This is a genomic window from Blautia sp. OF03-13, from assembly GCF_003460685.1.
Classification (GTDB): Bacteria; Bacillota; Clostridia; order Lachnospirales; family Lachnospiraceae; genus Fusicatenibacter; species Fusicatenibacter saccharivorans.
On record NZ_QTVR01000009.1, the window covers coordinates 1 to 15564 of the forward strand.

General features: G+C 49.8%; 16 protein-coding genes and 1 pseudogene. 15 read left to right on the forward strand and 2 right to left on the reverse strand.

What is annotated here, in order from left to right:
* Nucleotides 1–131: 131 nt before the first annotated feature.
* From DXA55_RS08330 to DXA55_RS17690, 8 genes are all read left to right on the forward strand, one after another.
* Nucleotides 132–1028 carry a metallophosphoesterase gene (locus DXA55_RS08330; protein WP_117813722.1) on the forward strand — a complete coding sequence of 299 codons (897 nt, stop codon included), beginning with the start codon at nucleotides 132–134 and terminating at the stop codon, nucleotides 1026–1028.
* A 217-nt stretch (nucleotides 1029–1245) separates the two neighbouring features.
* On the forward strand, nucleotides 1246–2835 hold the full coding sequence (locus DXA55_RS08335) for an AAA family ATPase (protein WP_117813724.1): 1590 nt from the start codon (nucleotides 1246–1248) through the stop codon (nucleotides 2833–2835).
* A 132-nt stretch (nucleotides 2836–2967) separates the two neighbouring features.
* The gene (locus DXA55_RS18615) at nucleotides 2968–3618 is read left to right on the forward strand and encodes an NTP transferase domain-containing protein (protein WP_330415176.1); all 651 of its coding nucleotides are present in this window, start codon (nucleotides 2968–2970) and stop codon (nucleotides 3616–3618) included.
* Nucleotides 3615–4739, forward strand: a complete 1125-nt coding sequence (locus DXA55_RS18620) for a choline/ethanolamine kinase family protein (RefSeq protein ID WP_330415177.1) — start codon at nucleotides 3615–3617, stop codon at nucleotides 4737–4739. The genes DXA55_RS18615 and DXA55_RS18620 overlap by 4 nt, the downstream gene beginning before the upstream one ends.
* A gap of 12 nt (nucleotides 4740–4751) precedes the next feature.
* Complete coding sequence (locus DXA55_RS08345) at nucleotides 4752–5492, forward strand: NTP transferase domain-containing protein (protein WP_242998424.1); 741 nt, start codon at nucleotides 4752–4754, stop codon at nucleotides 5490–5492.
* A 52-nt stretch (nucleotides 5493–5544) separates the two neighbouring features.
* On the forward strand, nucleotides 5545–5922 hold the full coding sequence (locus DXA55_RS08350) for a TnpV protein (RefSeq protein WP_055219871.1): 378 nt from the start codon (nucleotides 5545–5547) through the stop codon (nucleotides 5920–5922).
* A 14-nt stretch (nucleotides 5923–5936) separates the two neighbouring features.
* Nucleotides 5937–6119 carry a hypothetical protein gene (locus tag DXA55_RS08355; RefSeq protein ID WP_055219873.1) on the forward strand — a complete coding sequence of 61 codons (183 nt, stop codon included), beginning with the start codon at nucleotides 5937–5939 and terminating at the stop codon, nucleotides 6117–6119.
* Nucleotides 6120–6131: 12 nt separating this feature from the next.
* A complete protein-coding gene (locus DXA55_RS17690; protein WP_055219875.1) occupies nucleotides 6132–6434 on the forward strand; it encodes a hypothetical protein in 303 nt (100 codons plus the stop codon).
* A gap of 80 nt (nucleotides 6435–6514) precedes the next feature.
* Here DXA55_RS17690 and DXA55_RS08365 read toward each other — a convergent pair whose 3' ends face one another.
* Nucleotides 6515–7363: a helix-turn-helix domain-containing protein gene (locus DXA55_RS08365; RefSeq protein WP_055266762.1), complete on the reverse strand. Its 849-nt coding sequence runs from the start codon at nucleotides 7361–7363 to the stop codon at nucleotides 6515–6517.
* Between the two features lie 175 nt (nucleotides 7364–7538).
* Between DXA55_RS08365 and DXA55_RS17695 the strand changes: the two genes are divergently transcribed.
* The 7 genes and pseudogenes from DXA55_RS17695 to DXA55_RS19245 all read left to right on the forward strand — a co-directional run bounded on the left by DXA55_RS17695 (nucleotide 7539) and on the right by DXA55_RS19245 (nucleotide 14189).
* A complete protein-coding gene (locus tag DXA55_RS17695) occupies nucleotides 7539–8018 on the forward strand; it encodes a hypothetical protein (RefSeq protein WP_226906287.1) in 480 nt (159 codons plus the stop codon).
* Nucleotides 8002–8307 (forward strand): hypothetical protein, encoded by a 306-nt coding sequence (locus DXA55_RS08375; protein ID WP_055222220.1) that lies wholly within the window; start codon nucleotides 8002–8004, stop codon nucleotides 8305–8307. The genes DXA55_RS17695 and DXA55_RS08375 overlap by 17 nt, the downstream gene beginning before the upstream one ends.
* A gap of 471 nt (nucleotides 8308–8778) precedes the next feature.
* Nucleotides 8779–10023, forward strand: a complete 1245-nt coding sequence (locus DXA55_RS08380) for a hypothetical protein (protein WP_055266764.1) — start codon at nucleotides 8779–8781, stop codon at nucleotides 10021–10023.
* Nucleotides 10020–10724 carry a CHC2 zinc finger domain-containing protein gene (locus DXA55_RS08385; protein ID WP_055266766.1) on the forward strand — a complete coding sequence of 235 codons (705 nt, stop codon included), beginning with the start codon at nucleotides 10020–10022 and terminating at the stop codon, nucleotides 10722–10724. Before DXA55_RS08380 ends, DXA55_RS08385 begins: the two co-directional genes overlap by 4 nt.
* Nucleotides 10684–12042, forward strand: coding sequence for a virulence-associated E family protein (locus DXA55_RS08390; RefSeq protein ID WP_055221981.1), 1359 nt, complete (start codon nucleotides 10684–10686; stop codon nucleotides 12040–12042). The genes DXA55_RS08385 and DXA55_RS08390 overlap by 41 nt, the downstream gene beginning before the upstream one ends.
* Nucleotides 12043–12309: 267 nt before the next feature.
* Nucleotides 12310–12477: a hypothetical protein gene (locus DXA55_RS17290; protein WP_164468434.1), complete on the forward strand. Its 168-nt coding sequence runs from the start codon at nucleotides 12310–12312 to the stop codon at nucleotides 12475–12477.
* Between the two features lie 72 nt (nucleotides 12478–12549).
* Nucleotides 12550–14189 (forward strand): annotated as a pseudogene (locus tag DXA55_RS19245) (recombinase family protein).
* A 182-nt stretch (nucleotides 14190–14371) separates the two neighbouring features.
* Here the strand turns inward: DXA55_RS19245 and DXA55_RS08405 are convergent.
* Complete coding sequence (locus DXA55_RS08405) at nucleotides 14372–15409, reverse strand: hypothetical protein (RefSeq protein WP_117813726.1); 1038 nt, start codon at nucleotides 15407–15409, stop codon at nucleotides 14372–14374.
* Between the last annotated feature and the right edge of the window lie 155 nt (nucleotides 15410–15564).

A 15564-nucleotide genomic window follows, 5' to 3' on the forward strand; every position in this document is an offset into this window, starting at 1 on the left:
TGTTTGTTACCATAAAACTGATGAATGGGAAATATTTAATAGAAATAATAAAAAGTGTTTTGAGAAAAATCTGAAATCCCAAATATGAATTATTTATAATATTAAATGAACAAATATCGAAAAATATAAATATGGATAAATCAATGCAAACATCAAGGCAGCATAAATGGACGCTCATTATCACCATACTTCTATTCCTCGGAATCACAACCTGCCAAAACCTCGACCAATCGAAACACTCCCTAAGCTACTCTTCCTATCAGATCCCCTCCGACAAGATCGACACCCCAATCCGGATTTTGCAGCTGACGGATCTGCACAACAGCGAGTTTGGAGAAGATAATCAGGAGCTGATTGACTGGATAGCAAGTCAGTCCCCCGATCTGATCCTGCTTACGGGGGATCTGTTAAATTCCGGAGAGCCCGTCACAGAGATTGCTACCAATTTAATTTCTTCTCTATGCGAGATTGCTCCCGTCTATCTGTCCCTGGGAAATCATGAGATAGAATACCGGGACAATTTTGGCACAGACATCACACAATTGTATCAGGACGCCGGTGCAATCGTTCTGGAGCACCAATACCGGGATATCACCGTAAAAGGCCAGTCTCTTCGCATCGGCGGCATTTACGGTTACTGCCTGCCGGACAAATACCTGGAAACGGAGGAAGCGGATCTTAGCGAATGTATATTTCTGTGGGATTTTGAGAATACCGACCGTTACAAGATCCTGCTTAGTCATCTTCCGATTGCCTGGCTGAAAAATGATGCCCTGGAGGAATGGAACATGGACTGCGTGTTTTCCGGTCATCTTCACGGAGGGCAGGTCATTTTACCTGGGATCGGCGGTGTATATGCGCCGGATATGGGCTGGTTTCCGGGACGGCTGAAGGGTGTTTTTGATTCAAAGGATGGAAAACGGCATCTGGTGCTGTCTGCGGGGCTTGGAAATACAGAGGTGATTCCGCGGTTCAATAATATTCCGGAGATTGTCTGCGTGGATCTTGTACCGGAAGGAGGATGGTGAAAAAACTTGCACATGGATGAGGGCTGCGAATGTTACGGTTCGCTGGGAACCAGTGAACTGTAACTTAATCTGGGCATATTGGTTCACACCGTTCACAGTAACTTGCTATTTGCCTTGTCAGATGATAAAATGTAATTGTCTTTTGAACAGCTACGGTAAAATTTAAATATAGCAGGCATGGTGTACCATGCTGCCCGGGAAAGAAGCGTGATACATTATGGGAATGTTTGTTAATCCAGACAATTCTGCGTTCCAGGTTGCTTTGAATTCTGAAATTTATGTAGACAAAAGTGGACTCATTAAATATACAAACAAGGTGCTAAATACGTTACAAGGCTATATTTGCAACAGTCGTCCGAGAAGGTTTGGAAAGTCTGTTACAGCGAATATGCTAACGGCTTATTACAGCAGAGGCTGCAATTCAGAAGCAATGTTCGCTGATTTGGAAATCAGCAAAAGCACAGATTTTAAGAAGCATTTGAACCAGTATGACGTCATTCATCTTGACATTCAATGGTGTATGGAACCAGCTGGGGGATCAGAACAGGTAGTCCCTTATATTTCGGAGAGAACGATTGCAGAGCTTAAGGAGTACTATCCAGATGCTCTTCCGGTGGAGACAAAATCCCTGCCAGAAGCTTTATCGCAGATCAACGCCCTGACAGGGAAAAAGTTTATTATCATTATTGATGAATGGGATGTCCTTATTCGCGACGAAGCCTCTAATGCGAAGGCACAGGAAGACTATATCAACTTTCTCAGAGGAATGTTTAAAGGAACAGAACCAACAAAGTATATCCAGCTTGCGTACCTGACGGGCATTCTTCCGATAAAAAAGGAGAAAACACAGTCAGCACTGAATAATTTTGATGAGTTCACAATGCTAAGTCCGAGCAGACTGGCGCCGTATATTGGATTTACGGAGGAAGAAGTAAAAAGCTTAGCTGAAGAATATGATCAGGATTTTGAAGAAGTAAAACGCTGGTATGACGGCTATCTTCTGAGGGATCATCAAGTATATAATCCCAGAGCAGTTGTTAGCGTAATGCTAAGAGGAGAATATAAGAGTTATTGGTCTGAAACGGCCTCTTATGATACGGTTGTACCATTGATCAATATGAATTATGATGGTCTGAAAACCGCAATCATAGAAATGCTCTCCGGCTCAGAAGTGAAGGTGAACACGGCAACCTTTAAAAATGATACGATAAATATCAAGAGCAAGGACGATGTGTTGACCTACATGATTCACCTGGGATACCTGGGATATAATCAAAAATTGAAAACCGCTTTTGTGCCCAATGAGGAAATTCGGCAGGAACTAACGACAGCTGTCGAGAGCAAGCCCTGGAATGAGTTGCTGAAATTCCAGCAGGACTCAGAAAATTTACTGGATTCAACGCTCGACATGGATGGGGTGGCGGTTGCGGTTCAGATTGAAAAAATCCATAACGAGTATGCTTCTTCTATTCAGTATAACAATGAAAATTCACTTAGCAGTGTACTGACAATCGCATATTTGAGTGCGATGCAGTACTATTTCAAACCGATTCGGGAACTTCCGACAGGTAAAGGGTTTGCAGACTTTGTGTTTATACCGAAACCTGAGTACAAAAGTGACTATCCGGCATTGATTGTAGAACTCAAGTGGAATCAAAACGTGAGAACAGCTGTGCAACAGATCAAGGACAAAAAATATCCTTCCTCAATTCTGAGCTATAGTGGTGATATTCTGCTTGTGGGAATTAACTATGATAAGAGTACCAAGGAGCATCAGTGTTTGATTGAAAGATACGAGAAGGATTAATAGACCTGTCCACTTGTGCGGACAGCGATACAGCATTTAGGGGATTTATTTTCGGGATCGGCTGGCAGCTTGACATGCCGCCGGTCCTGTATTATAATAACGATGTTCACGAAAACGAAAGGAAAGATGTACATGAACAAACAGAAATCGGATATTTTGAACGTGATTCTGCAATACCACTGCCGGAACCAGCGTGCGCTGGCGGAGCGGTGTGGGTTTTCACTGGGAATGGTAAACCGTTCGGTGAAAGCGCTGCAGGGGCAGGGTTTTTTAACAACAGATATGGAGCTGACGGAAAAAGCCAGGCTTGAGATGGCAAAGCATCGCCCGAAAAACGCGGTGATTCTGGCTGCCGGATATGGAATGCGGATGGTGCCGATTAATATGGAAACGCCGAAAGGACTTTTGGAAGTAGAGGGGGAACCGCTGATCGAGCGGCTGATCCGTCAGCTTCATGCGGTAAAGGTGAAGGAAATTTATGTTGTCGTTGGTTTTAAAAAGGAACAGTACGATTATCTGGTTGACCGGTATGGCGTGAAGCTGGTTGTCAATATGGAGTATGCAGAGAAAAACAACCTGCATTCCCTGGCAAAGGTATTGCCGCAGCTTGGTGAAACGTATCTTATGCCGTGCGACCTCTGGTGCCGGGAAAATCCGTTTTCGGAGTATGAGTGGTATTCCTGGTATCTGGTGAGCGATGCAAAAGATCCAGACAGTACGGTTCGTGTGAGCCGGAAGTGGGAGCTTGTGCCTCAGGCGGGGAAAAAGAAGGAAATCATATGATCGGCATCAGCTATCTGACGGATTCTGTGGCACAGTCGATGGCGCGGCGAATCGAAACGATGGTACAGGATCGCCGGTATGACCATGTTTTCTGGGAGGATGCCCTTTTTGCGGAAAACGGAATGCCGGTGCAGGCAAAGCTTGTCCCGGAAGGAGCTGTGGTGGAGATCAATACCTACGAGCAGCTGCGGGAACTGGATGAAAATTCGGATCAGCTGAAGTCGGATGCGATGGCAGAAATTGAACGGGTGCTTTCGGTTTCCGGTGAGGAGATTACGGGAATTGAGGTCCTGAAAAAGGGAATGACAAACCGTTCGTTTTTATTCCGCTGTCGCGGCGGGCGGTATATTATGAGAATTCCGGGGGAAGGCACGAGTCTTCTGATCAACCGCAGGCAGGAGGCGACGGTATATCGGACACTGGACGGAAAGGGCATCTGCGATGAAATCGTGTCGATCAATCCGGAAAACGGCTATAAGATTACGAAATACCTGGAGGGTGCGCGTGTCTGCGATCCGGAAAACCCTGAGGATGTGCAGGCCTGTATGAAAAAGCTCCGTTCCTTCCATGAGGAGCATCTGAGCGTGGAGCATACGTTTTCGCTGTTTGACCAGATCGCATACTATGAAAGTCTGTGGGAGGGAGAACCGTCTGTTTATCGGGATTACAGCACGACGAAAGCGCATGTGCTGGAGCTTGAGGCTTATCTGGAAGCGCAGCCGAAGGTGTGGACGCTGACGCATATTGATGCGGTGCCGGACAATTTTCTGTTTGTGGAGAAAAACGGCGGAACGGAAATTCGTCTGATTGACTGGGAATATGCGGGCATGCAGGATGCACATGTGGATCTGGCGATGTTCTGCATTTACGCCATGTATGACCGTCCGCAGGTGGATGCGCTGATCGACAGTTATTTTACGGAAGGCTGTCCGCAGGAGGTGCGCACGAAAATTTATGCATACATTGCGGTGTGCGGGCTTTTATGGAGCAACTGGTGTGAGTATAAGAGCCGGTTAGGCGTGGAGTTTGGCGAGTATTCGCTGAAACAGTACCGATATGCTAAGGATTACTATAAACTTGTTAAGCAGGAGCTTGCCAAAAGCAAAGGTCAGGAAGAATAAGAGGGTGGAAGAATGAAAGCGATGGATGTGGGGCAGAGACCGGGAAGTGAAATTCAGCAGAAAAATCATGTAGAACGTGCAATTATCATGGCGGCGGGAACGGGAACGCGGATGCGGCCGGTAACGCTTACTACGCCGAAACCGCTGATCCGTGTGAAGGGTGTCCGCATGATTGATACGGTGATTCAGGCGCTGCATGAAAATGGAATTTATGAGATTTATGTAGTAGTGGGATATCGGAAAGAGCAGTTTGCGTGCCTTACCGCAGAATATAAAGGTGTGACACTGATCGAAAATCCATACTGGGATTCCTGCAATAATATTGCATCGCTCTATGTGGCGCGGGAACAGTTGGAAAATGCAATGATTCTGGATGGGGATCAGATTATATACAAAAAAGAAATTCTTGCACCGGAATTTACGCATTCTGGCTACAATGCTGTCTGGACGGACGAAAAGACGGATGAATGGCTGATGCAGGTGAAGGATGGAATCGTGTGTTCCTGTAGCCGGACCGGCGGTAAGGGCGGCTGGCAGCTCTTCAGTGTATCACGTTGGAACCGGGAGGACGGAAAGCGGCTGAAACGCCACCTGGAACTGGAATTTGAAAAAAAACAGAACCGCCAGATTTACTGGGATGATGTGGCGATGTTCTGTCATTTTGAAGAATATGAGCTTGGCATTTATCCTATGCAGGAAGGCGATATGCCATACTTGTTCGTGAAGAGTTCAGTTGCCTTGAATTTATCATGAACAGGGACACGATCAACTGGATTCTGAAATAACTGAATACAGGAGGTCGAACATGGAGCATTTACCAAAGAAAATCCATCAAAACGGAATCAGCTACACGCTGGTGGGAGACTACTACATCCCCGATCTGGAGCTACCGGAGGAAAGCCGCCCCATTGGGCGGTGGGGCCGGATGCACAAAGCGTTTCTGCAAGAACACCGGCCCGGCCAGTACAATGCCCTGCTTCTGTCGGGAAAACTCTGGACATATCTTGCTGACCTGAACGAACAGGCCGCTGACCGGCTGGCGTGTATCGTCTCGCAGATGCAGGAGGCGGAGGGTGTCACCGAGGAACTGAAAGCCCGTGACCAGCTTGCGTGGGTCGGGGGCATGAACAGCATTCGCAGCCGAGCAGAGGAAATCATCCTCTCTGAGATGATTTTTGTTTAAGGAGGTGCCTGTCTATGAGATACCGTATCGAATACGCCGATGGGCGTTATTGTAACTTTGCCAACGGCAGGGCTGAGCTGCTGAAATGGCTGAAACTGCTGAAGCAAGAGGAAATCTCCGACATCCGCAAAGTATATAAAAGCGGTGTGTCAGATTCCGTCCTGGAAACATACCGGAATTATATCCGCCCAGCATAAGGAGGGGCGCTTATGGGTACAGATATAGAAAAATTGGTTGATTTGATGATTCAGGAGCGGATGCAGAGCCAGTTTGCTAAGTGGCGGGAGGCAGAAACCGGCACGGAGAAAAAAGAGGACTGCCTTCGCTTGGAAAACGAGTATGAAAAAGCAATCAGCGCATTGTCTGAGGAACAGAAGGACGCTGTAAGACACTACTGTGATTCTATTTTCGATTCTGGTGCAGAAAGCGAGTGCTTCTTTTACCGGCTGGGCCTCAAAGATGGCATCCGTCTCTGGAAGTTTATGAAAAAGCTGATGAAAACGGTCAGCTAACGGATGTATAACCACATATTTTATTCCGCCCACAAACGGGTCGAAAGCCGTCCAACGGTACAGATTGGGCGGCTTTCCTGTTATCTGCGTTTCTTCCGCTTGGGCGCATAGTACGGCTGCGGCTTGGCCTTTCCTCTCATGTTGTTGGGATTTTTGAGCATTTTGGACAGGCTCAGTATCCGCAAAAATGCAGAGAAGTCCTCTGAGGAAATCTTCTCGAAGGGTATCTGCATTCTGTCGCAAAATTCGTGGATTACCACTTCCTCTTGGCTGCCCTGTTCGAGCGCCTGTTCAAACTTTTCCTTGACGTCATCCAGCGTGGGCTGCGGGTCGGCGGTGGTCTTGTCCTTGCGGTGTGCTTCCCGGATGTCCCGGACGATGCTGTCCAGATCATCGTGCATGACATGGCTGTAAAAATCGCTTTCCTGCACCTGCCCCAGTTCCAGCGTCCGCATATAGAGGTCATCTTCTCCGGGCGCATACTTGCTCATGACGGTCTGCCGGGTGGCCTCCAACACCAGATTCATCTGCTCCACCCGCATATTGGCGATCTGGTCGATGCAGATTTCCATATCTATCATCAGCCGCCGGAAATTCGGGTGGGCAGCCAGTTCGCAGAGAAGCCGGTTGTTGATTTTGCCGCTGCTCAAAAGTTCCACCATATCATCACTCAGATGCAGAGATTGAAGTTCTGTGTTTGGGTGATTTTTATTTTCCGTCAGCCCCATCAGATAGTCGGTGGACACGCCGTAAAAGTCCGCCAGCGTTGCAATCGCAAACGGGCTGATGTCCTTGTAGTCATCGGTTTCGTATTTTCCCAGCGCGGATTTAGACAGGCCGGTCTGCTCCGCCAGTTGTTCCAGCGTCAGGTGCTTGTCCACCACCCGCAGGTCTTTGAGCCGCTCCGGGATTGTCAGCTTTGCGTACATCCAAAGCCCCCTCTCTCGTTATCTTTTTCAGTGATTACACCCATTATAGCACGATTCCATAAGCGTGGAAATATGCGGATTTCGAGCGTTTTTCCGACGTTTTGGATATACGGGAAAGGGCCTCTTTTTTCGGTAAACTGGTTCTTGCAGACAGGCACAGAACCTTGAAAATCGAATGACCGGCTGCAAGGGGTATGGCCTCCGGGGAAGTGACGCCAGGACAGAAATCGAGCACACCAAAGAGGCCGATACGCCGGGAGAAATTCCGGGCAGGAGCGGCTTGCAGGCAGACCGGCGGACAGGAAACAAGTTTATCATGCGGGGCGCATGGCTCCGCAGCAAAGAAATGGAGGAAATCATTATGACACTGAGTATGAAAGAAAAGAAGATTCTCTACGCTTACGGCTGTCTCAGCCACCACAATACGGTGACACGGCTGAAATGGCTGACGGCTCTGACGGTTGACCCGGAGGCCAAACGCCGGATGCTGGGGCTGGCCCGGAAGGTGGAGACGGAGATGAACGAAAGCTGGTACGAGGATTTTTATCACCATCTGCGCATGGAGATGGACGAGTACCGCCGTCTCAAGCGCAACCTGCGTGTGCTGAAATCTTACACCGATTATGAGGAGGATCTGTATGAAGAAGCTGTCTAAGTATGAGAAAGAAACCATCATCAACTGGAACGAGGCGGAGAACCTTGCCAGCGTCTACACCTTCAACGCCAGCTTGAAGCGCAGGCTGGCTGATTTCAGCCGGAAGTACCCACTGTTGTGCCGGTTGGAGCGCAGCACGCCGGAGGGCAGCGTGACCTATGTGCTGGACAAGTCCCGGCTGTCGATCCGGCTGGTGCCTCCGTACAGCGAAGAACGGAAAGCCGCCGCAAGGGAGTACGCAAAGGAGCATGGCTTTCAGGTGGTGGTAACGGAAGAAAAAATCGCCTAAAATCGGGGTGTTTACGGGAAAAATGACGGGTCTGCACCCGATGTTTTGACCGGCAATCCCCGCAGGCGTATTCCGTATCCACTCCCCGCCTATGGGCGCAAATGTGTGGATACGGAGCCGGTGAAACTGGCAAACACCGTCCTGCGGTGGAAGCCAGCTTCGCCGGTGCGGAAGTACAGAGGGCGGCCAGCCCTTTGTGGCGGGGTGCAGGGGCGGCAGCGCACTGCTGGGGTCAAGGGGCAACGCCCATTGGCAGGTTAAGGGCGGCAGCCATTATCGGGTCAAGGACGAAGTGCTTGGCAGTTGAGGGCAGCCGCCCCATCGGGTCAAGGGTGAAACGCCTTGCCCAGGGAAAGTTGATGCCTGCGTCAACTTGTATTGGGTATTACCTGACGCAAAATTCGCAGGATTTGCGGCTTCGCCGCCCCTTCCCCGGCCCCAGAACATCTTCGCAGGAAGGAGGAAATCTGTTTGAAACTGACACGACACAATGGACGCTCCGGCAAGCATGGCACCTATAATCCCCGCCACAATGACCGCCGGTTCGATGTGGAGAACAGCGAACACATTGACGCAGAACGGGCAAGGCAAAATGTCTACTGGGACTGCTACCGGGGCTTTACCACCCATGAGTTCCGGGAGAACCCGGAGCAGCCGGATTTCAGCTTTGAGGAAATCGAGCGGATGTATTACTACGAGCATTACGGCGGCTATGTGGAAGCTCAGAACGCCCGGAATGAGAAAACCCGGCACACCGAGCGCAACCGCACTGTGGAGGACTTGCTGAAAAACAACAAGACCTGCCCGGAGGAAAGTATCTACCAGATCGGCACGATGGGAGAATCCGTCTCGCCGGATACGCTCTTTTCCATCGTCAATGAGTTTTATCAGGAATTTGAGCGCCGCTTCGGTTCCCATATCCACATCCTGGACTGGGCGCTCCATCTGGACGAGGGGACGCCCCACATCCATGAGCGGCACGTCTTTGACTGTGAGAACCGCTATGGGGAACTGTGCCCCCAGCAGGAAAAGGCGCTGGAAGAACTTGGCATCCCTCTCCCCAACCCGGAGAAGCCCAAAGGCCGGAACAACAACCGCAAGCAGACCTTTGATGCGGTCTGCCGGACGATCCTGTTTGACATCGCCAGACGGCATGGGCTGCATCTGGATCAGGAGCCGTCCTACGGCGGGCGGGACTATCTGGAAAAACAGGATTATATCCTGATGAAGCAGAAGGAGCAGCTTGCGGCGCAGGAGCAGAAGCTGGAAGAACTGACGCTCAAAATCGAGGACGTGGAGACGCTGTTAGATGATGTTTCCGATGCGGCCTATGACAAGGCGGTGGAGGTGGTGACCGATACCGTCCGGCAGGAGACACACAAAGAAGATATTCGTCTGATCGAGGAAACGAAAAAGTGGGTGCTTTCGCCGGAGCGGAAGGCCCCGAAGAAGGAGCGTGACTACGCTGCCGCCCGTCTGGATGGAGTGATTACCAAAATCAAACGGGTCATGCAGAACGCCCTGGCAAAAATCCAGAAAACTCTCATGCAGCCGGAGGTCAAGAAGGCCGGTAAGGAGCAGATTAAGGAGAAGGCCAGAGAATCCATCCGGGAGAAGCTGGCGAAAGGCAGGCTGAACGCTGACCGAGATAACCGGGAACGCTGGGAACGTGAGGGGCGGATTGCTCCGAAAAAGAAACACGATATGGAGTTATGAGGCACCTGATTTTCTGCGGAAACGGGTGCTTTTTTCTCTGCCTGGAGGTGAGAAAATCGAATATATTTGAAGCGGTGAAGGAGTCTGTCACCACAAGGCAGGCTGCGGAATATTACGGGGTGCAGGTTGGCAGGAATGGCATGGCCTGCTGTCCCTTCCATGATGACAAACATCCCAGTATGAAGATTGACCATCGGTTCCACTGCTTTGGCTGTCAGGCAGATGGGGATGTGATTGATTTTACCGCCCGTCTGTTTAGTCTGAGCAGTAAGGAGGCGGCGCTGAAGCTGGCGGAGGATTTCTCTGTCCACTATGACGCCAAAGGCCATGACCCGCCCCGCAGGAGGCCGGTCAAGCGAAAAATCAGCGAGGAACTGCGTTACCGGCAGGCGGAGCAGAAATGTTTCCGGGTGCTGTGCAATTACCTGCATCTGCTGGAACGCTGGGAGAAGGAATACGCCCCGCAGACGCCGGATGAAGCGTGGAATCCGCTGTTCGTGGAGGCCCTGCAAAAGAAACCGTACACGGAATATCTGCTGGATATTCTCTTGTCCGGCAGCATGGAGGAACGTGCTTCCGTGGTCGCTGAGTATGGAAAAGAGGTGAGGAAGATTGAGCAGCGAATATCAGAGTTTACCGCTAGCCACCCGGCAGGCCGCCATGAGCGCAGCCGAAGCCTTAGCGCCGGAGCGGAGCGTTGATGAGGTGCGGGAAAGCCTGTCCGTCACCGAGAAGGGCCAGCCCGCCAACACCATCGGCAACTGCCGGACGGTGTTCTGCCATGACCCTCTCCTGCGTGGGGCGATCCGCCTGAACCTTTTGACTGACCGGGTGGACATTGTACAGGATTTAGGCTGGCGCAGGAATACCAGTGCCCTGACGGATACGGACGTGAAATATCTGCTTCTCTATTTTGAGCAGACCTATGGCCTGACCAGTGAGAAAAAGATGACGGCGGCGCTCTCCATCGTGGCGAATGAGAACTGCTACCATCCCATACAGGACGTGCTAAACGGCCTTGTCTGGGACGGGACGCCCCGCATCCGCTCCTGTCTCCATCATTTCTTAGGTGCGGACGAGAGCGACTATGTGGAGGAAATGCTGAAACACTTTTTGCTGGGGGCTATCCGGCGGGTATTCCGCCCCGGCTCCAAATATGAGGAAATGCTCTGTCTGGTGGGCGGTCAGGGGGCTGGCAAGTCCAGCTTCTTCCGCTTGCTGGCGATCCGGGACGAGTGGTTCAGTGACGACCTGAAAAAACTGGACGATGACAGGGTGTATCTGAAGCTGCAAGGACACTGGATTATCGAAATGTCGGAGATGCTGGCTACCAGCAGCGCCAAAAGCATTGAAGAAATCCGCTCCTTTATCAGCCGCCAGAAGGAAACCTACCGGACGCCCTACGAGGCCCAGCCCAAAGACCGGCTGCGGCAGTGTGTGTTCGGCGGTTCGTCCAACACACTGGACTTCCTGCCCCTTGACCGGGCCGGAAATCGGCGCTTTTTGCCGATCATGATTTACCCGGAGAATGCAGAGGTTCACATTTTGGAGGACGAGGACGCCTCCAGAGCCTATCTTTTACAGGTCTGGGCGGAGGCCATGACGATTTACCGCAGCGGCCACTACTCTATGAAGTTCAGCAAGTCCATCCAGCGCCAGCTGGTGGAGGTGCAGAAGGATTTCATGCCGGAGGACACCGAGGCCGGACAGATACAGGGCTTTCTGGAACACTACACCGGCAGCATGGTCTGCTCCAAACAGCTGTTCAAGGAGGCGCTGGGCCACACCTACGATGAGCCGAAGCGGTGGCAGCTGCACAATATCAACGAGATCATGAACACGGTGGTGACGGGCTGGAAACCATTCTCCAATCCCCGGATGTTCACCGGATATGGCAGGCAGAGGGGCTGGGAACGGGACGTTTCCGGCAACGAACTGCCCGGCAACGAAGATGGATTTGTGGAGCTGACCGAGGAAGAATGCTGCCAGCTGGAACTGCCGAAGGAGTGGATCGCATAAAATTAGCGGTCTGTTGCCGGGATGGTTGCCACTTGGTTGCCGGGTTTGTTGCCGGGGATTCTCCGGTCTGGATACGGAAAAAGCCTGTAAATAAGGTATTTTCTAATATCTATCTCTATCTCCGGCAACGAAAACAACGAGATTTTTCAAGAAAATTGATAAAGTAAGATTTGCAGGTCAGACGGTAGTTTACAGGTTTTCAGAGGTTCGTTGCCGGACTTCGTTGCCAGTGCTGCCGTCTGGCCTGCTACTCTATGGAGGTAGCCTATGGAAAAAAGCAAACAGCAGAAAAATAAAGTCCGTTTTGTGGTGGTGCGGGAGTTCTCCGGGGAGAAGTCCATGCGGGAAGCCTTTGAGCAGCTGATCGAGCGCCAGACCTGCGAACACTTCGAGGAATGGCTGGAACAGCGGGAAATGGCCGAAAACGCTGCGTAAAAACGGTTGATTCAGGGGCAGGGACATGGTACTATAATGGTATCGTGTCCCTGTTCATAGAAGGAGAACGCTATGAGCAGGAAAAAACAAGTCTATGAGAAAATCACCGCTCTCTACTGCCGCATCTCTCTGGATGACGGCGGCGACAACGAGAGTATGAGCATCAGCAACCAGAAAATCATGCTTCGGGACTTTGCTGAAAAGCATGGAATGTTCCAGTATGAATATTATGTGGATGACGGCTATACGGGCCGCAATTTCAACCGCCCTGCCTTCCAGCGCATGATCGCTGACATTGAGGCGGGGAAGATCGGCTGCGTCATCACCAAAGACCTATCCAGGCTTGGTAGGAACTATATTGAAGCTGGCAGCTATATCGAAATCTTTTTCCCCAAACACAATGTACGCTATATCGCCATCACGGACGGCGTGGACAGCCTGACCCGTCAGGAGATGGACATTACGCCCTTTAAGAATATCCTGAACGATATGTACAGCCGGGATATTTCTAAAAAGGTGCTGGCAGGCATCACCACCCGCTCCCGGCAGGGGAAGTTCTGCGGAGGGACGCCGCCCTTCGGCCTGATGCGTGACCCGGAGGACAAGGGGCATCTCATCATTGACCCTGAGACAGCGCCAATCATCCGCAAAATCTATGACTATGCCCTTGACGGGCTGGGCTGCATGAGGATTTCCAAACGTCTGATGGAAGAAAAAATCCCAATCACCCATGTCAAAGCCAACACGGAGTTTGACGCCAACTATTATTTCTGGGGCGGAGCCAGAATCAGTCACATCCTGAGAAATCCATTCTATAAGGGCGCACATTTGGTCTTTCGGACGCATCAGAAAGGCATCCGCTCCAACACCTATGACATTATTCCCCGTGACCAGTGGGAAGTGATCGAGGCTGCCATGAGGCCATTGTGACGCCGGAGGAATGGGAACAGGTGCAGGAACTCATTGACCGCAGGCCGACCATTCAGGGGAATTCCTGCCCCTTTTATAATCTGTTCCACGGTCTGGTCTACTGCGCCACCTGCGGGAAGTCCATGCAGGTGCGGTATGAGAAAGTGGGCCGAACCGGGAAGAACCGCTTCACCGGCGAAATGCGGGAGCCGATTGACAAGGCGTACTATATCTGCCAGACCTACAACCGCATGGGCTGCAAGGTCTGTTCCAGCCACAAGATCGAGGCCAGGGATTTATACAATCTGGTGCTGAAAGACATTCAGGAACTGGCGGCGCAGGCTATGAAGGATGCCGATGCGTTCTACCAGCGGCTCAGCCGCCGGATGGAGCACCGGTATCTGGTGGACGCCTCCCAGACAGAAAAGGAACGCCTGCGGCTGGAAGCCCGAAATCAGGAAATTGACGGGATGTTCCTGAGCCTGTACACCGATAAGGCCAAAGGCATCCTGACCGAGCAGCGGTTTGTGAAGCTGACGGCGGCGCTGGAACAGGAGCAGGAATCCAACCAGAAACGCCTGCATGACCTGGCAATGATGCAAGGTCGTGCCGATGCGCAAGAAAGCGAAGTCCGCACTTTTATCAAGGAAATCCGGCGCTATGCCGCCATCGAGGAACTGGACGAGGCGGTGCTGAACCGGCTCATTAGCCGGATTCTGATTGGAGAAATCAAGAAGATTGATGGTCAGAGGACACAGGAGGTTAAGATTATTTACAATTTTGTTGGGGAAATGTCAAGGTAGAATTTAGACGCTAAATACTTTTAATTTATATCAAAAGTGATACAACAATTTTCTTTTAATGCTATCAGGCAATAAAGTTATTCCTTTGGCCAGAGTAAAAGGGATAACTTTATTTTGCTAAAGCATACTAAAAAGGGCGCGTTGCAGAAAATTATCCGCAACACGCCCTCTTCTATAAGTCCTTATGTCAAAATCAAATTATTGGTAATCTTGAATATTGGGATAAGCGGCACCGTTATTATGCGCGTAAGCTGCTTCAAAGTAGTCGAGGCTTTCAAAAGTAATGCCTGATAGTTTCCGACATTCAACACATCAAAAGTTAGATTCAGAACATCACCAGCGGAATATTGGTCAAGAAGATTTCCTGCAAATTTCCATCCTATGTTTTCCTCATAAGTATCCTCGGTAAAATAAAATGTAGTCGCATCCTCAGTCGCATCATAACTAATGTCAATAATTATATCAGAGAAATGAACTTGATCTCCAGCATTAAAGTCTTTGAGATAATCTACAGTTTTTCCATCAGCAGGATTAATAAATTGAGCATTAAGTTGTGTCATATCAACAACCTCTGGAGGAAGAGAATTAAGTCTGTAAGATTCTGCAACAGAGAATTGATAAACTCTGTTATTATCCCCAAAGTAAAATCCATCTTCCGTCATAGGAACACTTGAACGAGCATTGGCATTGTAATAATGGGCATAATACAACTGCCATTTGTATGTCTCAGTTGAAACAAACTGTGCTTTCCATGTACCAGAACTGTCTCCTGCTTTCTTTGTATAAAACATATACTGATTTGTACCAGTAGTTGCTTGACTTACCGTATCACCAGAGGCATCTGACAAGATGAGTGCAATCTGTGTAAAAATATCGACAAAGATAATCCTATGTCCATGCATACGGATAGAACCAACGCTGTTATCTACTTCTGGACGAAAATAAACCTCAGGCCCCATATCACCCGTGTTATATTCTATGCTAGGTGAAACAAGATAGGCCCAACTACTATCCTTTTCACTCTGTCCATCGAGATCGATAAGCTTTTCCACATAATCTGAAAGGATAATCCAGCCAATCTTCCACCAATTCACTTTGCTTGCTTCAGCAGAAGAACTGATATTCTCGTTGTCGGCATAAGCAAAAGTAGTGTTAGAAAAACTTATGCACATAACCAAGGAAAGAGTAAGTGCAACAATCTTACGTGTTAGCTTTTTCATTAAAAGCCCCCCTTCTCTTATAAAACCAAAACAATAATGCAAATGATGGATGCAATAAAAAAGAATACTCCAGCAACCCGCATCAAACCAAGATATAAATCTGTAGGTTCACCGCCTTTTACAGAAAAGAAGTGTCAATTTTCCATAAAAGTTCC